This is a genomic window from Stenotrophomonas sp. TWI1183 (assembly GCF_039673115.1).
Classification (GTDB): domain Bacteria; phylum Pseudomonadota; class Gammaproteobacteria; order Xanthomonadales; family Xanthomonadaceae; genus Stenotrophomonas; species Stenotrophomonas maltophilia_AA.
Genome location: NZ_JBDJKZ010000027.1, coordinates 19970 through 42642 on the forward strand (window position 1 = coordinate 19970; position 22673 = coordinate 42642).

17 protein-coding genes are annotated in these 22673 nt (G+C 67.9%); 10 read left to right on the forward strand and 7 right to left on the reverse strand.

Annotated features, from left to right (window positions below; translation table 11 throughout):
• Positions 1-62: 62 nt before the first annotated feature.
• Positions 63-1448, reverse strand: coding sequence for a sigma-54 dependent transcriptional regulator (locus ABE434_RS17985; protein WP_346479773.1), 1386 nt, complete (start codon positions 1446-1448; stop codon positions 63-65).
• A gap of 70 nt (positions 1449-1518) precedes the next feature.
• Positions 1519-3132, reverse strand: coding sequence for an ATP-binding protein (locus ABE434_RS17990; protein WP_346479774.1), 1614 nt, complete (start codon positions 3130-3132; stop codon positions 1519-1521).
• Between the two features lie 333 nt (positions 3133-3465).
• Here ABE434_RS17990 and sucC point away from each other — a divergent pair, with 333 nt between their 5' ends.
• The 3 genes from sucC (at position 3466) to ABE434_RS18005 (ending at position 7410) form a co-directional block, all read left to right on the forward strand.
• The gene (gene sucC, locus ABE434_RS17995; protein ID WP_176988384.1) at positions 3466-4635 is read left to right on the forward strand and encodes an ADP-forming succinate--CoA ligase subunit beta; all 1170 of its coding nucleotides are present in this window, start codon (positions 3466-3468) and stop codon (positions 4633-4635) included.
• Positions 4636-4656: 21 nt separating this feature from the next.
• Complete coding sequence (gene sucD / locus ABE434_RS18000; protein WP_176988385.1) at positions 4657-5532, forward strand: succinate--CoA ligase subunit alpha; 876 nt, start codon at positions 4657-4659, stop codon at positions 5530-5532.
• A 243-nt stretch (positions 5533-5775) separates the two neighbouring features.
• On the forward strand, positions 5776-7410 hold the full coding sequence (locus ABE434_RS18005; RefSeq protein WP_346479775.1) for an NAD+ synthase: 1635 nt from the start codon (positions 5776-5778) through the stop codon (positions 7408-7410).
• 116 nt (positions 7411-7526) lie between these two features.
• Here ABE434_RS18005 and ABE434_RS18010 read toward each other — a convergent pair whose 3' ends face one another.
• The gene (locus ABE434_RS18010; protein ID WP_346479776.1) at positions 7527-8411 is read right to left on the reverse strand and encodes an outer membrane protein assembly factor BamD; all 885 of its coding nucleotides are present in this window, start codon (positions 8409-8411) and stop codon (positions 7527-7529) included.
• A gap of 116 nt (positions 8412-8527) precedes the next feature.
• Here ABE434_RS18010 and rluD point away from each other — a divergent pair, with 116 nt between their 5' ends.
• Genes rluD through ABE434_RS18025 form a run of 3 tightly spaced genes read left to right on the forward strand, consistent with a single transcriptional unit; the run spans position 8528 to position 10727 of the window.
• Entirely contained in the window at positions 8528-9523 is a 996-nt protein-coding gene (rluD, locus tag ABE434_RS18015; protein WP_019183947.1) for a 23S rRNA pseudouridine(1911/1915/1917) synthase RluD, read from the forward strand.
• Positions 9523-10302: a peptidoglycan editing factor PgeF gene (pgeF, locus tag ABE434_RS18020; RefSeq protein ID WP_346479777.1), complete on the forward strand. Its 780-nt coding sequence runs from the start codon at positions 9523-9525 to the stop codon at positions 10300-10302. The genes rluD and pgeF overlap by 1 nt, the downstream gene beginning before the upstream one ends.
• A complete protein-coding gene (locus tag ABE434_RS18025) occupies positions 10299-10727 on the forward strand; it encodes a thiol-disulfide oxidoreductase DCC family protein (protein ID WP_346479785.1) in 429 nt (142 codons plus the stop codon). The genes pgeF and ABE434_RS18025 overlap by 4 nt, the downstream gene beginning before the upstream one ends.
• Positions 10728-10808: 81 nt before the next feature.
• Here the strand turns inward: ABE434_RS18025 and otsA are convergent, their stop codons facing one another.
• The 4 genes from otsA to ABE434_RS18045 form a co-directional block, all read right to left on the reverse strand.
• Positions 10809-12173 (reverse strand): alpha,alpha-trehalose-phosphate synthase (UDP-forming), encoded by a 1365-nt coding sequence (gene otsA / locus ABE434_RS18030; protein WP_176988389.1) that lies wholly within the window; start codon positions 12171-12173, stop codon positions 10809-10811.
• Positions 12170-13951, reverse strand: coding sequence for a glycoside hydrolase family 15 protein (locus ABE434_RS18035; RefSeq protein ID WP_346479778.1), 1782 nt, complete (start codon positions 13949-13951; stop codon positions 12170-12172). The genes otsA and ABE434_RS18035 overlap by 4 nt, the downstream gene beginning before the upstream one ends.
• Before the next feature lie 86 nt (positions 13952-14037).
• A complete protein-coding gene (otsB, locus tag ABE434_RS18040) occupies positions 14038-14796 on the reverse strand; it encodes a trehalose-phosphatase (protein ID WP_346479779.1) in 759 nt (252 codons plus the stop codon).
• Positions 14797-14884: 88 nt separating this feature from the next.
• Positions 14885-17335: a TonB-dependent receptor gene (locus tag ABE434_RS18045; protein ID WP_346479780.1), complete on the reverse strand. Its 2451-nt coding sequence runs from the start codon at positions 17333-17335 to the stop codon at positions 14885-14887.
• Positions 17336-17570: 235 nt separating this feature from the next.
• Here ABE434_RS18045 and ABE434_RS18050 point away from each other — a divergent pair, with 235 nt between their 5' ends.
• From ABE434_RS18050 to ABE434_RS18065, 4 genes are all read left to right on the forward strand, one after another.
• A complete protein-coding gene (locus tag ABE434_RS18050) occupies positions 17571-18083 on the forward strand; it encodes a DUF3574 domain-containing protein (RefSeq protein WP_346479781.1) in 513 nt (170 codons plus the stop codon).
• A gap of 35 nt (positions 18084-18118) precedes the next feature.
• Complete coding sequence (locus ABE434_RS18055) at positions 18119-18979, forward strand: SH3 domain-containing protein (RefSeq protein ID WP_346479782.1); 861 nt, start codon at positions 18119-18121, stop codon at positions 18977-18979.
• A 72-nt stretch (positions 18980-19051) separates the two neighbouring features.
• A complete protein-coding gene (locus ABE434_RS18060; protein WP_346479783.1) occupies positions 19052-20773 on the forward strand; it encodes a thiamine pyrophosphate-dependent enzyme in 1722 nt (573 codons plus the stop codon).
• Between the two features lie 203 nt (positions 20774-20976).
• Complete coding sequence (locus tag ABE434_RS18065; protein ID WP_346479784.1) at positions 20977-22575, forward strand: hypothetical protein; 1599 nt, start codon at positions 20977-20979, stop codon at positions 22573-22575.
• Positions 22576-22673: the final 98 nt, after the last annotated feature.

Here is a 22673-nt window from a genome sequence, read left to right on the forward strand (position 1 = left end):
CGGTGGGCTGATACGGAAAGGCCCGCGCAAGCGGGCCTTTTTTCTGCGGGCGACGGCGGATTTCAGTCCATCCCCAGCTTCTTCAGCTTGTACCGCAACGCGCGGAAGGTAATGCCCAGCTGTGCGGCGGTACGCGTCTTGTTCCAGCGGTTCTCCTCCAGCGCCTTCTGGATCGCGGTGCGCTCCATCTGCTCGATGTAGGAGGGCAGGGCGCCGTTGCCGGCCGGCAGATCAACCACCGCTTCTTCCTGGGTGGCGGCCGCATTGCCGGCACCGAAACGCGGCGCGTGCTGCGGCAGGCGCAGGTCGCTGGCGCCGATCCGGTCTTCCTCGGCCAAGGCCAGGGCGCGCTCGAGGATGTTCTCCAGTTCGCGCACGTTGCCGGGGAAGTGGTACTGGGCCAGGGCTTCCAGCGCCGAGGGCGCCAGCAGCGGGGTCGGGCGGCCGTGGGTGCGGGCGAGTCGGGCCAGGATCGAGGCGGCCAGCGCGGGCAGGTCGCTGCGGCGTTCGCGCAGCGGCGGTACACGCAGTTCGATCACGTTGATGCGGTAATACAAGTCGTGGCGGAAGCGGCCGTCCTCGACCAGCTCGCCCAGGTCCTTGTGCGTGGCCGAGAGGATGCGCACGTCGACCGGCACCTCGGTGGCGGCGCCGACCGGGCGGATCGATTTCTCCTGGATCGCGCGCAGCAGCTTGACCTGCATCTGCAGCGGCAGCTCGGCCACTTCATCCAGGAACAGGGTGCCACCATGCGCGGCCTGGAACAGCCCGGGTTTGTCGGCATGCGCACCGGTGAAACTGCCCTTCTTGTGCCCGAAGAACTCGCTCTCCATCAGCTCCGAGGGAATCGCGCCGCAGTTGACCGGCACGAAGGCGCCCGGCGCACGCGCGCTCTGCGCGTGGATGGTGCGGGCGACCAGCTCCTTGCCGACGCCGGATTCGCCGAGGATGTAGACCGGCGCCTGGCTGCGCGCGACCTTGGCGATGGTGGCGCGCAGCACATCCATCGACGGCGAATCGCCGAGCAGGCGTGCGGCCTGTTCCGGGGCCAGTGGTGCGGGCGCGGCACGCTCGGTGTTGTTGAGTTCCAGTGCGTGCTTGACCAGGCCGCGCAGCACCGAAATATCCACCGGCTTGCTGACGAAATCGAACGCGCCGGCCTTCAGTGCTTCCACCGCCAGGTCCATGCTGCCGAACGCGGTGATCATCGCCACCGGCGTGCGCGGGTAGTGCTGCGCGATTTCGGTGACCAGCTCGATGCCGTTGCCATCGGGCAGCCGCATGTCGGTGATGCACAGGTCGTACGGGTTGCTGGCCAGCAGCTCGCGGGCTTCGGCGAGGTTGGCCGCGGTGCTGATGCGCAGGCCCATGCGGCCCAGGGTCAGTACGAGCAGTTCGCGGATGTCACGCTCGTCATCGACGACGAGGGCGCTGCGGGTGTCATTCATAAGGAAGGAAGATAGCCGAGGGCGGTCGTTGGCGACAAATGTTTGACGGGGGTGTGCAGGTGTGCGCGGCTCATCCGGCCATCATCGTGTGCGGGCCGGCCAGCACCAGCCGGAAGCAGGCACCGCCGGCGGGCACCGAGACGTACTCCAGCCGTGCTTGGTTGGCCCGGCAGAGTTCGCGGGCGATGTACAGGCCCAGACCGGTGCCATGCTCGGAGGTGGTGAAGAACGGCCGGAACAGCTGGCTGGCGACGGTCTCGGGAATGCCGGGGCCGCGGTCCATCACATCGATGATGGCGGTGCGGTCCTGGCGCGCTACGCGCAGCCGCACGCGCGCAGGCTCTTCCGCCACGCGGCCGTACTTGAGCGCGTTGTGGACCAGCACGGTCAGGATCTGGTGCAGGTGGCGCGGGTCCACCAGGGCGTGCACCGAGGTCTCGCTGATGATCGGTTCCACGCTGTCGGTCTCCAGCGAGAGGACCTGTTTGTATTCGAGCACGAAGCGGCGCACGAACGCGGCCAGGTCCACGTTCTCCGGGTTGGCGCGCTCGCGCCGGGCCAGCCCGAGCACGCTCTCGACGATGCCGTTGGTGCGCTGGCACTGCTGGTTGATGATCTGCAGCAGGCGGCGGTCGGTGTCGCCGATGTCGGTGGATTCTTCCAGCAGCTGGGCGGCGTAGTTGATCGCCGCCAGCGGGTTGCGGATCTCATGGGCAAGGCTGGCCGAGAAGCGGCCCATCGCCGAGAGCGTCAAGGACTCGGCACGCCGCGAGACCACGGTGGAGTCGTCCAGGAACACCAGGGTGAGGTCGCTGCCGGCGAGCAGGCGGGCAAAACGCGGCTGCACTTCGGGCTGGTCCGGCGAGAGCTGCAGCGGCATTTCCTCGTTGGTCCAGCCGTTGCGCCAGCGCAGCAGCCGGCGGCTCAGCTCGGGCGCGGCGCTGCCCAGTTCCAGCCGGCCGCTGCCACTGTTGCCGTCGGCATCGCCGAGCAGGGTGGAGGCGGCCTCGTTGGCCAGGGTGATGCGGTTGGCACCATCGACCACGATCACGCCGGTGCGCATGCGGCGGATGATCAGCTCGTTGATCTGGAACAGGTTGGCCACTTCATCGCCGCGCTGGTTGGCCAGCTGCTGGTTCATGCGGGCACGGTTGCCGACCTGGTAACTGATGAAGGCGATGGCCAGGTAGCTGGTGACGAACATCGCGAGCTCGGCCAGGGTGCGGGTCGGGTCGCCGCCTTCGAGTTGTTTCCAGATGTACTCGCCGGCGGTGGCGGCGCTGGCGGCAGCGGCCAGGCCCAGCCCCATGCTCAAGGGCAGCAGGGTGGCGGCCGCGGCGATGTTGAACAGCAGCGACATCGAGATACCCGCGCTGGCCCCGGGCAGGGCATGGGCGAGCAGGGTGGCGGCGATGATGTCGGCGGCCACGCTCCACACCACGATGGTGCGCAGCCAGCGCTCGTTGCGGCCGAACAGCAGCACCAGCACGGCCACCAGCAGGTAGCCGCTGGCCACGATCGTCGCCAGTTTCGGGTGGTCGGCGGCGCCGACCAGGCTGGTCAACGGGCTGAACAGCAGCGCGCCGATGACGGTGGCCATCAGCAGGCGGTACAGCGCGAAGAAATACAGCTCGCGCCGCGGTATCGATTCGATGCGGTCGATCAATGAAGCACTGGGTGACACGCCGGAACTCCCCTTCTGGCACGGGGGCAGTGTAGGGGGTCCGGCCGGGTTTGGGGGCGGGCGGCCGGGGCCGGGCGTGTGAAGGCGGGACGGTGGGCGGGCGCCGGCCGGCTGCGCGGCCGTGCGGCGAGGCGCCCGCAAGCCGGTTTCCGGCCCCCGCCGCAACTGTCTGAAATTGCGCCGGAAACCCCCTGGCGTGGCTGTCTCCGGACGGACTTCTTTGCGCGCGCGCGCCGGGTCGTCCACAATAGTGGGCCCGCCGCGGTCCTTACCGGCGCCCCCGTGAGGGAGCCTTGGAGATGCGTGCGGTCGTTCCTATTCCCACGGTGACGCATGAATTTCCACGAATACCAGTCAAAACAGCTGCTTGCCGAGTACGGCATTCCCGTTCCGGCCGGCAAGGTCGCGGCTACCCCGGACGAAGCGGTTGAAGCTGCCAACGCCCTGGGCCAGGGCCCCTGGATGGTCAAGGCGCAGATCCACGCTGGCGGCCGCGGCAAGGCTGGCGGCGTCAAGTTCTGCAAGACCACCGACGACGTGAAGGCCGCTGCGGCCAAGATGCTCGGCACCAAGATGGCCACCTACCAGACCGCCGGCGTCGAACTCCCGGTCAACCTGGTGCTGGTGACCACCGCCGGCGAGATCGTCAAGGAACTGTACCTGTCGGTGCTGGTCGACCGTGGCACCAAGACCATCACCTACATCGCCTCTTCGGAAGGCGGCGTGGAGATCGAGCAGGTCGCCGCGGAAACCCCCGAGCTGATCCACTCGCTCAACGTCGATTTCGTTGAAGGCGTGCAGGGTTACCACGGTCGTGATTTCGGCTTCAAGCTGGGCCTGACCGCCAAGCAGGCCGGCCAGTTCGCCAACATCATGGTGAACCTGTACCGCCTGTTCAACGAAAAGGACCTGGCCCTGGTTGAAATCAACCCGCTGGCCATCCTGGACGACGGCAACCTGTACGCGCTGGACGGCAAGTTCGACAGCGACGACAACGCCGCGTTCCGTCAGAAGGCTCTGGTCGCCATGCGCGACAAGACCCAGGAAGACGAAACCGAAGTGACCGCTTCGGAGCTGGACATCAACTACGTCACCATGGACGGCAACATCGGCTGCATGGTCAACGGCGCCGGCCTGGCCATGGCCACCATGGACGTCATCAAGCTCAACGGCGGCGAGCCGGCGAACTTCCTGGACGTGGGCGGCGGTGCGAACAAGCAGCGCGTCATCGAAGCCTTCAAGCTGATCCTGTCCTCGGACAAGGTCGAAGGCATCTTCGTCAACATCTTCGGCGGCATCGTCCGCTGCGACATGATTGCCGAAGGCATCATCGCCGCGGTCAAGGAAGTGGGCGTCAAGGTTCCGGTCGTGGTGCGCCTGGAAGGCACCAACGTGGAAGAAGGCAAGCAGCTGCTGCGTGACAGCGGCATGGCCATCATCCCGGCCGACAACATCAACGACGGTGCCAAGAAGGTCGTCGAAGCTGTCAAGAACGCTGCCTGATCCGACACCGAAGGAAATCCAATGTCCGTTTTGATTAACAAGAACACCAAGGTGATCGTGCAGGGCTTCACCGGCCAGCAGGGCACCTTCCACGCCACTCAGATGATCGAGTACGGCACCCAGGTTGTTGGCGGCGTGACCCCCGGCAAGGGCGGCACCACCCACATCGACCTGCCGGTCTTCAACACCGTTGCCGACGCCGTGCAGAGCACCGGCGCCAACGCCTCGGTCATCTACGTGCCGCCGCCGTACGCGGCTGACGCGATCCTGGAAGCGGCCGCTGCCGGCATCCAGGTCATCGTGTGCATCACCGAAGGCATTCCGGTGCTGGACATGCTGCGCGTCAAGAACGTGCTGACCCGCTCGCATCCGGACACCGTGCTGATCGGGCCGAACTGCCCGGGCGTCATCACCCCGGGTGAGTGCAAGATCGGCATCATGCCGGGTCACATCCACAAGCCGGGCAAGATCGGCATCGTGTCGCGTTCGGGCACCCTGACCTATGAAGCGGTCAAGCAGACCACGGAAGTCGGCCTGGGCCAGTCCACCTGCATCGGCATCGGTGGTGACCCGATCAACGGCCTGAACTTCGTCGACTGCCTGAAGCTGTTCAACGAAGATCCGCAGACCGAAGGCATCATCATGGTCGGCGAAATCGGCGGCGACGCTGAAGAAGCCGGTGCCGAGTACATCAAGAACCACGTGAAGAAGCCGGTCGTCGGTTTCATCGCGGGCGCCTCGGCTCCGGCCGGCAAGCGCATGGGCCACGCTGGTGCGATCGCATCGGGCGGCAAGGGCACCGCGGAAGGCAAGTTCGCCGCCATGGAAGCTGCCGGTGTCGTCACCGTCCGCTCGCCGGGCGACCTGGGCGCTGCCATCGCCAAGCTGGTGAAATAAGACCGCCAGCCGCGCAGCGGCTGACGTGTCTGTAGAAGCCGACCGTTGGTCGGCTTGGAAAGGCCGCCTCCGGGCGGCCTTTCTGCGTTTCAGGCACTACCCGGACCGGTAGGTACCGACCCTTGGTCGGTACGCACGGCACGTAGTGGCGGGCGCAGGCCGGCGCCCCAGCGTGGGGCCCCCGAAGGCGGGGGTGGCGGGCGGCACTACAATGAGCGTATTGCAACCACAGGCTGGACCCCCATGACGTCGCTCCGCATTGCCCTGGCGCAGTTCGATTTTCCGGTTGGCGCAGTGGCGCAGAACACCGACAACATCATCGCGATGATCGCCGAGGCGCGCGACGAATACGGGGCCGAGCTGGTGGTGTTCCCGGAGCTGGCGATCAGCGGCTACCCGCCGGAGGATCTGCTGCTGCGCCCGGGCTTCCTGTACGACTGCCAGCAGGCGCTGGAGCGCATCGCGGCGGCCACCACCGGCATCGCGGCCGTGGTCGGCTGGCCACAGGCCGCCGGTGCGGTGGTCTACAACGCGGCCAGCGTGCTGCGCGATGGCAAGGTCGAAAACACCTACCGCAAGCGCGAGCTGCCCAATTACGCGGTGTTCGATGAGCGCCGATACTTCGATGTCGACCCGGACGGCGGCAGCTGCGTGTTCGAGCTGAAGGGCGTGCCGGTCGGCGTGCTGGTCTGCGAGGACCTCTGGTTCGCCGAACCGCTGGCCGATACCGTGCGCGCCGGTGCGCAGCTGGTGGTGGTGCCCAACGCCTCCCCCTACGAGCGCGGCAAGCACGCCCAGCGTGATGCGCTGCTGGCCGAGCGCACCCGCGAGAGCGGGGCGGCGATTGCCTATCTGAACGTGGTGGGCGGCCAGGACGCCCTCGTGTTCGACGGCGCCTCGGTCGTGGCCGATGGCGATGGCACGGTGCATCCGGCGGCCGCGGCCTTCACCGACCAGTGGCTGGTCGTGGATTACGACGCCGATGCGCGCCGCTTCCTGCCGCGCGAGTGGATGGACGACGGCGACGAGAGCATGGACGCGCTGGCCTGGCGCGCGGTGACCCGCGGGATCCAGGACTACTGCCGCAAGAACGGCTTCAAGAAGGTCTGGCTGGGGCTGTCCGGCGGCATCGATTCGGCCCTGGTGCTGGCGATGGCGGTGGATGCGCTGGGCGCGGCCAACGTCACCGCGGTGCGGCTGCCGTCGCGCTACACGGCGGACATGTCCAACGACCTGGCCGCCGAGCAGTGCCGCGCGCTGGGCGTGAAACTGGAAGCGGTCTCGATCGAGCCGGTGTTCGAGGGCCTGATGGCCGCCCTCGGCCCGATGTTCGAGGGGCAGGCGGCCGATGTGACCGAAGAGAACCTGCAGTCGCGCAGCCGCGGCGTGATCCTGATGGCGCTGTCCAACAAGTTCGGCGGGCTGCTGCTGACCACGGGCAACAAAAGCGAGTACGCGGTGGGCTACGCGACCATCTACGGCGACATGTGCGGCGGCTATGCCCCGCTCAAGGACCTGTACAAGACGGAGGTGTTCGGGCTCTCCAAGTGGCGCAATACCGTGGGCGGCGCCCCGGTGATCCCGCCGGCGGTGATTTCCCGCCCGCCCTCGGCCGAGCTGCGCGCCAACCAGACCGACCAGGACTCGCTGCCGGCCTACGACGTGCTGGACGGCATTCTGTACCGCTACGTGGACCAGGAGCAGTCGCGCGAGGAGATCGTGGCCGCCGGGTATGCCGCCGAGGTGGTGGACCGTGTGCTGCGCCTGGTGCGCACCAGCGAGTGGAAGCGCCACCAGGCCGCCCCGGGGCCGAAGGTCTCGCGCCGGGCGTTCGGGCGTGAGCGCCGGTACCCGATCAGCAATGGGTACAAGGGCTGAGAAGCCACCCGGCAGGCGCCGACCGTTGGTCGGCACGGTGCCTCCGCCAGGACATTCGCCCGACCAACGGTCGGGCGCTACCGTAATAAAAAAGGCCCCTTTCGGGGCCTTTTTCATTATTTGCGGTTCATCGTGGCGTTGCGTTCACCGGTACTGGCGGACTTCTCGCCGGCAAACGGGTTCAGCTTGCGGACCATCCACGGGTACTTCGGCCACTTGCCCTGCAGCCACGGATGGTCGGGCTGGTTCAGCTCGAGCACGCGGCGGGCATCGTCGGCGAGGGTCTTGTTGCCCAGGTGGGTATAGGCCTCGCCCAGGGCGGCCACGGCGTCGTACTGGAACGCGCTCTGCGGGTAGTTGTCCAGCAGGAAGTTGGCGCGGCCGGCAGCCGAGACGTAGGCCTCGCGGCGCAGGTAGTACAGGGCGTTGTCCAGCTCGTACTGGGCGAACACGTCGCGCAGGGCGATCATCCGCTGGCGCGCGTCGGCGGCGTAGCGGCTGTTCGGGTAGCGCTCGGTGACGATGGTGAAATCGGCATAGGCCTGGCGCGGGCTGGACAGGTCGCGGCGGCTCGGGTCCAGCGACCAGACGCGGCGCAGGAAGACCGTGTCGCGGTTGCCATTGGCCAGGCCACGCAGGTAGTACATGTAGGCGATGTTGCGATGGGTCGGGTAGGTACGGATGAAGCGGTCCACGCTGGACACCGCGTCATCGTGCTTGCCGGCCTTGTACTGCGCGTAGGCGCTTTCGATCATGGCCTGTTCGGTATACGGGCCATACGGGTATTGGGCTACCAGGCGGCGGAAGCTGGCTTCGGCACCGCTCCAGTTCCCCCCTTCCATGAGCTTGTGGCTCTTTTCATAGAGCTGCTCAACCGGCAGGCCTTCATCCGGATTCTTGCCCTTGGTACCGCGGTGGCAGCCGGTGGCGACGAAGAGCAGCACCAGCATCAGGGCGGCGAGGCGGACGGGCGCGGACAGCATAACGGAGCGTCGGATCATGGGGTCAGGGCGGGACGCGGCTGGAATACGAAGGGTCGATGATAGCCTAGTGGCCTGTCCCGCGACTGAAACTGGTCGCCCGGACCCCAAAATTGTCCCTATTGCGGTGTGCCCCCATGTCCGATACCCCTGCTGATTCCGATTCCCCCCGCCAGGCCATCGTGCCCGATACCGCCGCCGGCCGGCGTTTCGACGCCGTCCTGGCCGAGCTGTTCCCCGAATTCTCCCGGTCCAAGCTGACCGAGTGGATCAAGTCCGGGGACGTCCTCCTGGACGGCGACACCGTGCGCGGCCGCGACCCGGTGCGCGGCGGCGAGGTGGCCAGCCTGCATGTCGTGCTCGACACCCAGACCCATGCCGAGCCGGAGGACATCCCGCTGGAGGTCCTGTACGAGGACGAGCATGTGTTCGTGATCAACAAGCCGGTCGGCCTGGTGGTCCACCCTGGCGCGGGCAACCCGACCGGCACGCTGGTCAATGCGCTGCTGTTCCGCGACCCCTCGCTGTCGGTGCTGCCGCGCGCCGGCATCGTGCACCGCCTGGACAAGGACACCAGCGGCGTTATGGTCATCGCCCGCACCATCCAGGCGCAGACCGCGCTGGTCGAGCAGCTGTCCGCGCGTGAGGTGCATCGCCAGTACCTGGCCGTGGTGGTCGGCGCGCTGGTCTCCGGCGGCACCGCCACCGCCGGCATCGACCGTCACCCGCGCGACCGCATCCGCATGGCCGTGCGCGAAGACGGCAAGGAAGCGATCACCCATTACCGCCTGCGCGAGCGTTTCCGTGCGCACACGGCGCTGGAGTGCCGCCTGGAAACCGGCCGTACCCACCAGATCCGCGTGCACATGGCGCACCTGCGCCACCCGATCATCGGCGATCAGCTGTATGGCGGCGCGCTGAAGCTGCCGAAGGGTGCCAGCGACGAGCTGGTGGCCGAACTGCGCGGCTTCAAGCGCCAGGCGCTGCACGCTGAAACGCTGGAGTTCGTGCACCCGATCACCGGGGAAAAGATCACCAACAGTGCGCCGCCGCCGGCCGACATGCAGGCCCTGCTGCACGCCCTGCGCGAAGACAGCAAGCGCTTCGCCGAGCAGGAACGCAACCGCCGCTGATGGATGCCCCCGTGCCCGTGCTGCCAGCCGACTGGCAGGCCCCGACCGGGGTCCATGCGCTGACCACCCTGCGCTTCGGCGCAGGTGGTTCGGTCGCGCCGTTCGACCAGTTCAACATGGGCAACCGGTACGCCGCCGACGGCGACGACCCGGCACAGGTGCAGCGCAACCGCGACCTGCTCGTGCCCGGGCTGGGCCTGCCCTCGGCGCCGCACTGGCTGCGCCAGGTGCATGGCACCGGCGTGCGTCGCTTCACCGCCCCGCCGACGGCCATCGGCGTGGAGGCGGAGCCCACCGCCGATGCCGCCGTGACCTCGGTTCCGGGCGTGGTGCTGGCGATCCTCACCGCCGACTGCCTGCCGGTGGTCTTCGCCGCGCGCGATGGCGGTGAGATCGGCGCCGCCCATGCCGGGTGGCGTGGGCTGGCCGACGGCATGCTGGAGGCCACCGTGGCCGCCATGCAGACCCCGGCCGCACAACTGCAGGCCTGGCTGGGGCCCGCGGCCGGTCCGGCCCTCTACGAGATCGGCGAGGACGTGTTCGAGGCCTTCGTCGAGCGCGACGAGGGGGCCGCGACGGCCTTCGTGGCGACCCGGCCGGGGCACTGGAAGGTCGATCTGTATGCGTTGGCCCGCCGGCGGCTGCAGTCGGCCGGGCTGGACCCGGCCTGCATCAGCGGCGGTCAGTACTGCACCCTGGCCGACCCGCAGCGGTTCTATTCGCATCGGCGTGACCGCCGCACCGGGCGCATGGCGACCCTGGCGTGGATCGCGCCCTGACTACCGGACAGCCGGTGGTTGGACCGTCGGCAGAAGCGGTCATCGTCTTCGACGGCGTGTGCGCCCTGTGCAGCCGCTGGGTGCGGTTCCTGCTGCGCTTCGACACGCGGGGCCGCTACCGCTTCGCGGCGATGCAGGGCGCGCAGGGACGGGCCCTGCTGCAGGCACACGGGCTGGCTCCGGAGGACCCGACGTCGTTCCTGCTGCTCGACGCAGGGCGTGCGTGGACGGGCACCGATGCGATCATCCGCGTGCTGACGGGGCTGGGCGGCGCATGGCGTCTGCTGGGCGTGCTGCGCGGGTTACCCCGCAGGTTGCGAGACCCCGCGTATCGGGCGCTGGCCCGCAACCGGTATCGGTGGTTCGGTCGGCATGACACGTGTTTCCTGCCGACACCAGAGCAGGCGGTGCGGTTCCTGGACTGACGGGTGGACGCGTTGCCGGCCAGCGGCCGGCACTACCTAGACGTCCGCGCCATCACCCGTAGTGCCGGCCGCTGGCCGGCATCACCCTTCCAGCGCCTGCAGATACGTCTGCCGCCAATGATTGATGTCGTACGTGCGCAGGTGGTCCATCATCGCCTGCCAGCGCTCCACGCGCTTCTTCAACGGCATCGTCGCCGCAGTGGCGATCGCATCCGCGACACCATCCAGGTCATGCGGATTGACCAGCAGCGCCTGCTTCAGTTCATCGGCCGCACCGGCCAGCAGGGACAGCACCAGCACCCCGGGGTTCTCCGGGTCCTGCGAGGCGACGTATTCCTTGGCGACGAGGTTCATGCCATCGCGCAGCGGCGTCACCAGGCCGACCGCCGCCGCCCGGTAGAAGCCGGTCAGGGTGGCGTGGGTGAAGTTCTGGTTGACGTAACGCAGCGGGGTCCAGTCCGGCGCGGCATGCCCGCCGTTGATGTGCCCGGCGATCTGCTCCAGCTGGCCGCGCAGCTGCCGGTATTCGGTGACATCGCCGCGCGAGACCGGTGCGATCTGCAGGTAGGTCAGTGAGCCGTGCTGGTCCGGATGGCGTTCCAGATAGCGCTCGAACCCCTGGAAGCGTTCGGGCAGTCCCTTGGAATAGTCGAGCCGGTCCACGCCGATCGCCAGCTGGCGATTGCGCAGGCTGCCGCGCAGGTCCTTGACCGCGGGCTTGTTCGCACCGGCCTTGGCCTGGCGCGCGATGAACTCGGTATCGATGCCGATCGGGAAGGCGGCGGCGCGGAAACGCCGACCGCCGGGCGCTTCCAGTTCGCCGTCGGGCAGCACACGGCCGCCACCGAACAGGCGCACATAGGACTGGAAGCGGTCCGCATCGCGCTGGGTCTGGAAGCCGACCAGATCGTAGGCGTAGAGGCTGGAGAACAGCCGCAGATGGTCCGGCATCGCCTGCAGCAGATCGGCCGAGGGCATCGGCACGTGCAGGAAAAAGCCGATCCGGCAGCCGATGCCACGCTCGCGCAGCAGCGAGGCCAGCGGGATCAGGTGGTAATCATGGATCCAGACGATGTCGTCCTCGCGGAGCAGCGGCGCGAGCTTCTCGGCGAACAGTGCGTTGACCCGGCGATAGGTCTCGCGGGTGGCGCGGTCGTAGTCGACCAGGTCCAGCCGGAAGTGCAGCAGCGGCCACAACGTGCGGTTGGCGAAGCCGTTGTAGTAGCCATCGACGTCGCGCTTGTTGAGGTCCATGGTGACGTAGCGGATGTCCCCGTCGACCTGCTCGTGCAGCGCGCCGCTGTTGTCGCGCACTGACTTGCCGCTCCAGCCGAACCACAGGCCACCGCGCTCCTTGAGCGCGGCCAGCAGCCCGACCGCAAGGCCGCCGGCGCGGGATTCACCGGGAACGGCGACCCGGTTGGACACGACGACCAGGCGGCTCATGACGCCTCCTGCCAGCTGCGCGACAGGCGCATCGCGGCGGTGATCAGGCCCACGTGCGAATAGGTCTGCGGGAAGTTGCCCCAGGCCTCGCCGTTGTCGAACGCGAGATCCTCGGAGAGCAGGCCCAGATGGTTGCGGCGCTCCAGCAGCGTCTCGAACATCTCGCGCGCTTCGTCCAGGCGGCCGATCGCGGCGAGTGCATCGATGTACCAGAAGGTGCAGATGGTGAAGCTGGTTTCCGGCTCGCCGAAGTCATCCGGCGCCACGTAGCGGTACAGCGCGTTGCCGTGTTTGAGATCGCGGCCGATCGCTTCGACCGTGGCCACGAAACGTGCGTCGGTGGCCTCGATGAAGCCGATATCGGCGAGCAGCAGCAAAGACGCATCCAGGCGATGGCCGCCGAAGGTATCGGTGAAGTGGCCGAGTTCTTCGCTCCACGACTCGCGCATGATGCGCGCATGGATGATGTCGGCGCGCTCGCGCCAGTAAGTGGCGCGGTCGTCCAGCTTCAGCCGCACGGCGATCTTGCACAGGCGGTCGCAGGCGGCCCAGCACATCGCGCTGGTGTAGGTGTGGACTTCGGTGCGGCCACGGAATTCCCACAGTCCGGCATCCGGCACGTCATGCAGGGTGAAGGCCTGCTCGCCGAGCGGTTCCAGCCGCGCGAAGGTGTGGGCATCACCCGGGTCCTGCAGGCGGCGGTCGAAGAACAGCTGGGTGGAGGCAAGCACCACGCTGCCATAGACATCGTGCTGGCGCTGCACCCAGGCCAGGTTGCCGCGGCGCACCGGGCCCATGCCGCGGTAGCCTGACAGCGAGGGCACTTCGCTCTCTTCCAGCTTGGCTTCGAAGCTGATGCCGTAAAGCGGCTGCAGGCTGCCATCGGCGGTGGCCAGGTTGAAGATGTAGCCCAGGAACTGCTCCATCGTGCGGGTCGCGCCGAGGCGGTTGAGCGTGCGCACCACGAAGGCGGCGTCGCGCAGCCAGCAGTAGCGGTAATCCCAGTTGCGGATGCTGCCGGGCGCTTCCGGGATCGAGGTGGTCATCGCGGCGATGATCGCGCCGCTGTCCTCGTACTGGCACAGCTTCAGCGTGATCGCGCTGCGGATCACCGCGTCCTGCCATTCCAGCGGGATCGACAGATAGCGCACCCATTCGCGCCAGTAGTCGCGCGTGCGCTGGAAGGATTCCTGTACGTAGCCGCTGAGCGAGCGGTTGAGCGATTCATCCACGCCCAGCACCAGGTGCACGGGATGGTTGAGCACGAACGGCAGGCCGTCGCGGACGAAGCGCAGCGGCACATCGGTGGTCAGGCGCAGCACGTGGTCGGGCAGTACCCAGCGGATGTGGTTGCTGCCCCAGGTGGCTTCGGGTACGCGGGCGCCCCAGTCGGCCAGCGGGCGGGCGCGTACGATGATGCGCGGGTTGCCGGACAGCGGACGCACCTGGCGGATCAGGCTGACCGGCCGGTAGAAGCGGTCGTTCTGGCGCCAGCGCGGCGCGAAATCGATGATTTCCAGGGCGCCGCCATGCTTGTCGCGCAGCACGGTGCGAAGGATGGCGGTGTTGGTCAGGTAGCTCTGCTCGCTGTCGACCATGTCCTCCAGCTCGATGCCGAAGTCACCGCCTTCCTGTTGGTTGGGGCCGAGCAGGGCGCAGAAGGTCGGGTCGCCATCGAAGGTCGGCAGGCAGCTCCAGACGACGCGCGCGTGCTTGTCGATCAGCGCGCCGAAGCTGCCATTGCCGACCACGCCCAGATTCAGATCGGGTTCGCTCATGATGCAGGAAGTCTCGTGTCATGCCGCGGCGGCACACCGGTGGGGGAGACCTGCGCGCGGCGTCAGGGGGCCTTGGGATCAAGGCATCAGTAGGCATTCTCGCGAAGCCAGGCGTGCACGCTGCGTATCGTCGGCAGCGCGAACACCGCATCGCTGGGCTCGCGCGCACCGACCAGCACGCTCCAGCCATGCAGGTCGTTGGCCGCGCCAAAGCCGAATTCATCGGTCAGGTCATCGCCGACGAAGACCGGCATGCGATCGCGGAACGGCGGCTGCAACATCAGCTGCCGCATCGCGCGCCCTTTGTCGCTGCCTTCGGGAAGGAATTCGATGACATGGTCGCCGGGCTGCAGCTTGTAGCCGGCATGCCCGCGGATATGCCGTTCGGCAAACGCGCGCACATCGTTGGCGGCATGCGGGGCGCCGCGCCAATGCAGGGCCAGGCTGCGGCCCTTGTCCTCCACCAGCACGCCGGGATAGCCATGCGCGAACCGCATCGCCTGCTGGTGCAGGGCATGCAGCCACTCGCTGGTATCGGCGGAGGGATCACTGCTCTGCGCGCGCTGCTCGTGGTTGCGCAGCTCGTGGCCATGCAGGCCGGCAGCGGGCAGGCTCAGGGGCGCGAAGAGTGTGTCGAGCTGGGCGAGCGGTCGCCCGCTGATCAGCGCGACCGCGCCATCCAGCCGATCGCTGATGCGCCCGATCGCTTCACGCACATCGGGCAGCAGCGCGACCGACTCGGGGTCGTCCGCGAATTCGATAAGGGTGCCATCCACATCCAGGAACAGCGCACAGGCATCGTCCAGCAGCGGCGGCGGCGGACGTTGGGGGAAGTCGTTGGCCATGGTGACCAAGATGCCAGCGTGGATGTGATTGCCAGGTCATGGCAACCACATCCACGCAGAGGTGCCGGCCAGCGGCCGGCACCATCGGTCAGAACGTGTAGCGGACGCGGCCGTAGTAGTACGCACCATTGCTGCCGATCGGTGACAGCACGTCGTACGGCAGGTTGCCGAAGTAGTAGATGTCATCGTTGGACAGATCCGAGTAGTTGTCGGTCAGGTTCTGTCCGCCCAGTGCCACGCTCCACTGCGGCGTGATCTTGTACTCGACCTCGGCATCCAGCTGCCATTCCGCGCCGTAGGTCTGGCGTGGGATGTAGCCATCACCGAAGTTGAACACACGGGTCACGCTGCCATAGCGACTGAGACGGCTGCTCAGCGACCAGCGATCATTGGCCCAGCTCGCGGCCAGCGCAGCGCGGGTGCGCGGAGTCGCGTCGGTCAGGGTATTGGTCTCTTCCACGCCGAACAGCACGTAGTCCGGATCCAGCGCCAGCAGACCCGGCGGCGTGGCGAGCACGTTCTTCAGGGTGGTCTTGGTGTAGGCGTAGGTGCCGGTCAGCACCAGCTCGCCATTGCCCAGCGACTGCCGCCAGTTGCTCACCAGTTCGGCGCCCCGGGTGCGGGTATCGGCGGCGTTGACGAAGAAACTGGCGCTCTGCAGGCCGGCCACGCCGAACTGCTGCTGCACGTAATCGGTCAGCGCATCGCCGGTGATGCTTTCCGACAGCGCGATGCGGTCGTCGATGTCGATCTGGAAGAAGTCCAGCGAGACGTCGAAGTGGTCGCCGATGCGGCTGGTGAAGCCCAGGCTGGTGTTGAGCGACTTCTCCGGCTTCAGGTCGGTGGCGCCGAGGCCGCGGGCGATGGGATTGTTGACCGACAGCACGCGGCCCTGGACCAGCTGGCCAGCGGCGTTGTAACCGGTGGAGGTGGACTCGTAGCCGATCTGCGCCAGCGACGGCGCGCGGAAGTTGTTGGAGATCGCGCCACGCAGCGCGAACGCCGGGGTGAACTCGTAGCGCAGGCCCAGCTTGCCGGTGAGCTCGCCACCGAAGTCGTCGCTGTGCTCGTAGCGCGCGGCCAGATCGCTGGAGAAATGCTCGCCGAACTGGCTGGACAGGCTGGCGTAGGCGCTGGCGACATCCCGCGACAGCGAGGTCGCATCCTGCGGGGTCAGGCCGCCACCGGCCTGCGAGCCGGTCGGGCGGTCCGTGAACGGGCCGGCGGCATAGCTGCTCGGGTCACCCGGCCGGGTTTCGTAATGGTCGCGACGCGCTTCCAGGCCCAGGCCCAGGCTGTGGGTGATGCTGTCGCCCTGCGCGAACACGCGGCCGAGGTCGACATTGGCGACCGTCAGCTCGTTGCGGTAATCACCGGTCTTGAAGCGGGTCGGGCTGGTCGGGCCCAGCGAGGCATTGATCGAGTTGCGCAGGCGGTAGGTGAACGTGTTGACGCCGTAATCCAGGCTGGCGTCGTAGTTCCACTCGCCCCACTGGCCCTTCGCGCCGGCCACGGCCTGCACGTCGCGGTTCTCGCCTTCGGAGATCGGGCGGTAGCCATTCGGGTAGACCTGGGCCCAGTTGGCGTCGCTGTCCGGGTAGCGGAAGTAGTTCGCGCCTTCGCTGTCGCGCTGGTTGAAGGTGGCGAAGCTGTAGAACGTGGAGGTCTCGCCGAATGGCAGCTGCGCGTTGTACCAGGCGTTGAGATCCCGGGTCTTGCCGTCGCCGAGCACGTAGTTGCGCTTGCCCTGCAGGGCCAGGTTGGTATCGCTCTGGTCCCACGGCGGAATCTGGTCGAAGCCGGCGCGGTTGGTGCCCTCGTGGTTCTTCAGCTCCAGGCCGACGCGCAGGAAGCCGCCTTCGTCGCCCAGCGCGGTGCCGACCTTGGCACTGGCATAGCTGGTCTGGCCATCGGTGATCGTGCGGTCGATCGGCTTGAGGTCGGTGTGGTTGGCACCGAAGCTGGCTTCGAACGCGCCGCCTTCCGGGGCGTCATCGAGGATCACGTTGATCACGCCAGCGACCGCATCGGAGCCGTACAGCGCGCCGGCGCCGTCGCGCAGCACCTCGATGCGCTTGATCGCGCTGACCGGGATCGCGTTGAAGTCGACCGGGGTGGTGCCCTTGCCGATCTTGCTGTCGGTGTTCACCAGCGCGCTGCTGTGGCGGCGCTTGCCGTTGACCAGCACGAGCACCTGGTCGGGTGATAGCCCGCGCAGCTGGGCGGCACGGATATGGTCGGCGCCACCGGAGTTGGACTGGCGCGGGAAGTTGAACGAGGGCAGCAGCGCCTGCAGCGCGCTGCCCAGTTCACCATTGACCACACCGGCCTTGCGGATGTCCTCCGCGGTGAGCACGTCCACCGGCGAGGTGGATTCCAGCACGGTCCGGTCGATGGCGCGGGTGCCGGTGACGATCACGGTGTCCAGCGTTTTGGCGGTGGTCGGCGCGTCCTGCGCAAGTACGTCCTGGGCCAGCAGGGGGGAGGAGAGGACGAGCGCGATGGCAAGGCCAAGGCGCGACGCGGACGGACGGGACATGCGGACTCCAGCAGGACGACGAGGGGGAGGGAGGGGGGAGGGGGTGTTGCCGACCCATGGCCAGCACTACCAATCCATCCGGATGAAGCGATATATTATCTTCGCGTGATGTCCCTGTGTGACGCAAGTCCCATCGGGGTGGTTATCAGCAGATAACCGTTGGCGATCTGCACCGGACCCGGATGTCCGGCACGCTCCTTCCCCTGCCTGTCCCTGTGTTTCCGGAGAGTTGTCCATGTCGTTCCGCGCCATTCTGTTTGCCCTGGTCCTGGCCACCAGCGGCTGTGCCACCGCCGCCCCGGCCGCCAAGCCGACCCCGCCCACCACCGCCACGGCCACCACCGCCACGGCCACCACCGCCACGGCCACCCTGCAGGGCGATGCCGCGCGCCCGGACGCGGCCGCCGGCTGGGTCCGCAGCGAGCTCTACTTCGGCGTGGGCGAGGAAACCGGCGTGGCCGACCGCCCGCAGACCGAGGGCATCAGCGACGCGCAGTGGCGCGCCTTCCTCGACAAGGAGGTCACGCCGCGCTTCCCGGACGGCTTGACCGTGTTCGATGCCTACGGCCAGTGGCTGTTCCGCGGCGCCCCCGAACCGAACCGCCTGCGCACCAAGGTGCTGGTGGTCCTGCACGAAAACACCCCGCAGCGCCGCGCCGACATCGAAGCCATCCGCCTGGCATGGAAGCAGGCGACCGGCCATCAGTCGGTGCTGTGGGCGCAGCAGGCGGTTGAAGTATCGTTCTGATCCCGGGCGCCGCGGTGGCGCCTCATGGAGCGATGATGAAACACAGGGATGCGATGCTGGCCGCGGTGGTGATGGGCCTGGCGGTGACGTGCGCGCACGCGCAGGATGCCGACCCGGCCCCGCTGCGATGGGAGGTTGCGCCGGGCGTGCAGGCGCAGGCCGAGGTGCAGGAGGGCGGCAGCATCGCCGTGCTGCTCACGCCTTCCGGCACGCGCCAGATGCTGCCGGGTGCGGCCGATGCGGACGGCACTGCGCGCCTGTCAGCCGAGGATGTCGACTTCGATGGCCGCCCGGAGCTGGTCGCGCGCGCCTCGGTGGGCATGGTCAATGAGGCGGTGGCGGTCTATCGCTACGACCCGGCGCAGCAGCAGCTGGTCGCGCTCGAACCGGTCTCGACCGACGGTGCGCAATGCGGTGGCCTGATGGGCCTGACCGTGGATGCAGCGACCCGCACCCTGGGCAGCAGCTGCCGCGGTGGCCCGATGTGGTACGTGGACCAGTACCGTTACGACGGCACGCGCCTGTATCTGTACCGCGCCGAACGCCTGCTGATGCTCGACGAACTCCTCGAGCCCTACGTGCTCGTCAAGCAGACCGCCAACAGCGGTCCGCTGGCGGTCTGGAGCACCTTCGATCCTGCCGGCAAGGTGCTGGAGACCGCCATCGGCGATGGCCTGGAGACGCCCCCCGCCGGCGCGCCGCTGGTCCCTGTTTCCGGCCGTGTGATGGCGGCGCGGCTGCCCCTGTACAGCCAGCCGGGCGATGCCGCTACCAAGCGCTATCTGGTCCGGGACGACCGTGTGGAGCTGCTGGATGAGCGCGACGGCTGGGTGCAGGTGCGCTATGAGAATCCCACGCGCGGTGCAGTGAGGGGATGGGTGAACACGCAGCCGTGAACGCGCGAACCCACATGAGTGTCACTTGCCCGGTACTAGGCTGACGCTTCCCCCTCGTCGTGGAAGCATGTCATGAGCAAGCGCGTTGCCGAGATCGTGGTTGAAACCCTGCAGGCCGCCGGTGTCCGTCACTGTTACGGCATCGTCGGTGACACCCTCAACCATGTCACCGATGCCCTCCATCGCAGCGATATCGAATGGGTGCACATGCGGCATGAGGAAGTGGCCGCGTTTGCCGCCGGTGCCGAGTCGCTGATCAGCGGGCAGCTCACCGCCTGCGCCGGTTCGTGCGGTCCGGGTGGCCTGCACTTCATCAACGGCGTGTTCGAAACCAACCGCAACCGCGCGCCGATGGTATTGATCGCCAGCCAGGTGGTCACCGCCGAGCTGGGGATGGAGTTCCCGCAGGAAGTCGATTTCAAGGCGGTGTACGGCAGCTGCAGCGTGTTCTGCGAGCAGGTGCACAGCCCGGAGCAGGCGCGCCGCGTGGTGACCCTGGCGTGCCAGGCGGCGATCAGCCGCCGTGGTGTGGCCGTCGTGATTCTGCCGGCCGACATCAGCGAAGCCGAGGTCAAACACGATGTGCCGTTCTCGGTGCACTACACCCAGCCGGTGCTGCGTCCTTCGGACGATGAACTGCAGCGCATCGCTGCGCTGATCGGCGAGGGCAAGCGCATCGGCATCTACGCCGGCGCGGGCTGCGAGCATGCGCATGACGCGCTGGTCGCGCTGGGTGCCAAGCTCAAGGCGCCGATCGCGCATACCTCGCGCGCGAAGGATTTCGTCGAGTACGACAACCCGTACAACATGGGCATGACCGGCATCTTCGGCATCGAGTCCGGCTACCACACGCTGATGGCCTGCGACACGCTGCTGCTGCTCGGCGCGGACTTCGCCTGGGGCCAGTACTACCCGGACAAGGCCACGCTGATCCAGGTGGATCGCGATGGCAGCCATCTTGGCCGCCGCCATCCGGTGAACCTGGGCGTGGTGGGCGACATCGGCCCGACCCTGGAGGCGCTGCTGCCGTTGCTGCCGGAGCGCGAGGACCGCAGCTTCCTGGACGAGTGCATGGAGCATCGCGAAAAGGCGCTGGCCACACGGGCCAGGGAAGAGCAGCCGGGCGAGGGTGAGCTGATCCACCCCCAGCATCTGACCGCGCTGATCGACCGCCACGCTGCCGACGATGCGCTGTTCACCGCCGACGGCGGCTCGCCGATGGTGTGGATCCTGCGCCATATCCGCGTCAATGGGCGCCGTCGCACCCTGACCAGCCTGCTGCACGGGACGATGGCCAACGCGATGCCGCAGGCGCTGGGCCTGCAGAAGGCCTACCCGGGCCGCCAGGTGATTTCGCTCTCTGGCGATGGTGGCCTGGCGATGCTGCTCGGCGATCTGCTCACCGCGGTGCAGGAGAACCTGCCGATCAAGGTGGTCGTCTACAACAACAGCTCGCTGAACTTCGTCGAGCTGGAGCAGAAGGTCGAAGGCCTGCTGGACAACTACACCGACCTGCAGAACCCCGATTTCGGCCGCCTGGCCGAAGTGATCGGTTTCTACGGGCGCACCGTGACCCGCTCGGAGGACCTGGAGCAGGCCGTGCAGGACATCCTGGCCCATCCCGGCCCGGCGCTGCTGGACGTGCACACCAGCCCGACCGAGCTGGTGATGCCGCCGCAGGTGGAGGCCAAGCAGGTGGCCGGCACCGCGCTGTATGCGGCCAAGGCGCTGCTCAGCGGGCGGGTCGGGGATGTGCGGGACCTGCTGGCCAACAACTTCCTCAACAAGCCCTGAGGCGCACGCGTTCCGGTAGTGCCGGCCGCTGGCCGACTCCCGCCATTGCCTGAAGCATCCTGAAGGTGCCGGCCAGCGGCCGGCACTACCGCGCGGTGACGCGTCCCACCCGCGGACGTTTCCCGGCGTTCCATTCATGCGCCTGTTACTGGCGGCGGTGAGGCCCTACCATCGGCTACCCCCTCCCCACGGCCGTCTCCCGCATGTCCGCCACTGCCCCCGTCCCCTCCGGACGCCCCCGCTGGTTCGTTGCCGGCGATCTCAACGGCTTCTTCGGCCTGGTGGTCGACAATCTGTCGATCCTCGGCTTCATCGCGATGGCACTGGTCGGCATTTTCCAGTTCCCCGCGGATGTGGTGTTCGGCCGGATGTTCCCGGGTACCGCCTTCGGCGTGCTGGTCGGCAACGTGCTCTACACCTGGATGGCACGACGCTTGGCCGCCCGCACCGGCCGCGACGATGTCACCGCGATGCCGCTGGGCCTGGATGCCCCGACCAGCATCGGCATGGCGCTGCTGGTGCTCGGCCCGGCCTTCCTCGCCTTCAAGGGGCAGGGGCTGGCCCCGCACGATGCCGCCATCGCGACCTGGCAGCTGGGCATGGCCTCGCTGGTGATCATGGGCGTGCTCAAAGTGATCCTCTCGTTCTTCGGCGAAGCGGTCACCCGCGCGCTGCCGCGGGCCTCGCTGCTTGGCTCCATCGCCGGCATCGCGATCGTGCTGATGGGGTTCCTGCCGTTGCTGGAAACGCTGCGCTCGCCGATCGTCGGCTTCGTCACGCTGGGCCTGCTGCTGTACGTGCTGATCGCCAAGCGGAAGCTGCCGATCCGTGCGCCCGGCGTGCTGGTCGCGTTCGTGTTCGGCACGATTCTGTACTACGGCCTCGGGCTTGCCGGGCTGGGCGCACCGGGCTTCAAGGTGCCCGAGTGGGTGCCGCCGCAGGTGGTGCTGCCGTGGCCGACGCTGGGCTTCATCGAGGGCCTGCCGACCGCGATCACCTACCTGCCGCTGCTGCTGCCGTTCGGCCTGCTGATGGTGGTGGGTGGCATCAACGTCTCCGAGAGTGCACGCGCTGCCGGTGACGACTACCGCACCCGCGACATCCTGTTGGTGGAAGCGATCGCCACGCTGGTGGCCGGCTTCTGCGGCGGTGTGGCGCAGACCACGCCGTACATCGGCCAGCCGGCCTACAAGCATATGGGGGCGCGCAGCGGCTACACGCTGCTGACCGGCCTGTTCGTCGGCATCGGCGGCATGCTGGGGGTGATCTCCGGGCTGGTGCAGTGGCTGCCGCTGGCGGTGCTGGCGCCGATCATCGTGTACGTGGCGATCGACATCACCACCCAGGCCTTCCAGGCCACGCCGCGCGAGCATGCCGGGGCGATGGTGCTGGGCTTCCTGCCCTCGGTCGCTTACCTGCTGGCGATCAAGGCGCCGGGCTGGATCGCGCCGGAGCAGCTGGTGGCCTTGACCACCACGCTGGACGGGCACGGCCTGCCCGAGCTGGCGGTGATCTTCACCCTGGGCAATGGCTTCATCATCACCTCGATGCTGTGGATCGCGGCGGTGGTGGCGATGATCGACGGGAAGCTGCTGCGCGCGTCCGGGTTCCTGCTGGTGGCCGCCGCGCTGACGCTGTTCGGCCTGATCCATTCGGTGGACCCGCGCGGCGGGATTTACCTGCCGTGGCAGCTGGAAGGCCTGCCGAAGATCATCAGCTGGCAGTTTGCGGGCGCGTATGTGGCGCTGGCGGGGTTGCTGGCGCTGTTGTCGCTGCAGAAGCAGCCTGCTGAGCGCACGTAACGCTCTGGCGGTGGCACGTCGAACGGGTGTAGTGCCGGCCGCTGGCCGGCTGCTCTACTGCGGAGCCACTGCGGAGCCGGCCAGCGGCCGGCACTACC

Coding starts and splice junctions, on each gene's coding strand:
- ABE434_RS18055 (WP_346479782.1), top strand. CDS start 18,119: ATGAAACACAGGGATGCGATGCTGGCCGCGGTGGTGATGGGCCTGGCG.
- sucC (WP_176988384.1), top strand. CDS start 3,466: ATGAATTTCCACGAATACCAGTCAAAACAGCTGCTTGCCGAGTACGGC.
- rluD (WP_019183947.1), top strand. CDS start 8,528: ATGTCCGATACCCCTGCTGATTCCGATTCCCCCCGCCAGGCCATCGTG.
- ABE434_RS17985 (WP_346479773.1), bottom strand. CDS start 1,448: ATGAATGACACCCGCAGCGCCCTCGTCGTCGATGACGAGCGTGACATC.
- ABE434_RS18035 (WP_346479778.1), bottom strand. CDS start 13,951: ATGAGCGAACCCGATCTGAATCTGGGCGTGGTCGGCAATGGCAGCTTC.
- otsA (WP_176988389.1), bottom strand. CDS start 12,173: ATGAGCCGCCTGGTCGTCGTGTCCAACCGGGTCGCCGTTCCCGGTGAA.
- pgeF (WP_346479777.1), top strand. CDS start 9,523: ATGGATGCCCCCGTGCCCGTGCTGCCAGCCGACTGGCAGGCCCCGACC.
- ABE434_RS18045 (WP_346479780.1), bottom strand. CDS start 17,335: ATGTCCCGTCCGTCCGCGTCGCGCCTTGGCCTTGCCATCGCGCTCGTC.
- ABE434_RS18010 (WP_346479776.1), bottom strand. CDS start 8,411: ATGATCCGACGCTCCGTTATGCTGTCCGCGCCCGTCCGCCTCGCCGCC.
- otsB (WP_346479779.1), bottom strand. CDS start 14,796: ATGGCCAACGACTTCCCCCAACGTCCGCCGCCGCCGCTGCTGGACGAT.
- ABE434_RS18005 (WP_346479775.1), top strand. CDS start 5,776: ATGACGTCGCTCCGCATTGCCCTGGCGCAGTTCGATTTTCCGGTTGGC.
- ABE434_RS18050 (WP_346479781.1), top strand. CDS start 17,571: ATGTCGTTCCGCGCCATTCTGTTTGCCCTGGTCCTGGCCACCAGCGGC.
- ABE434_RS18060 (WP_346479783.1), top strand. CDS start 19,052: ATGAGCAAGCGCGTTGCCGAGATCGTGGTTGAAACCCTGCAGGCCGCC.
- ABE434_RS18065 (WP_346479784.1), top strand. CDS start 20,977: ATGTCCGCCACTGCCCCCGTCCCCTCCGGACGCCCCCGCTGGTTCGTT.
- sucD (WP_176988385.1), top strand. CDS start 4,657: ATGTCCGTTTTGATTAACAAGAACACCAAGGTGATCGTGCAGGGCTTC.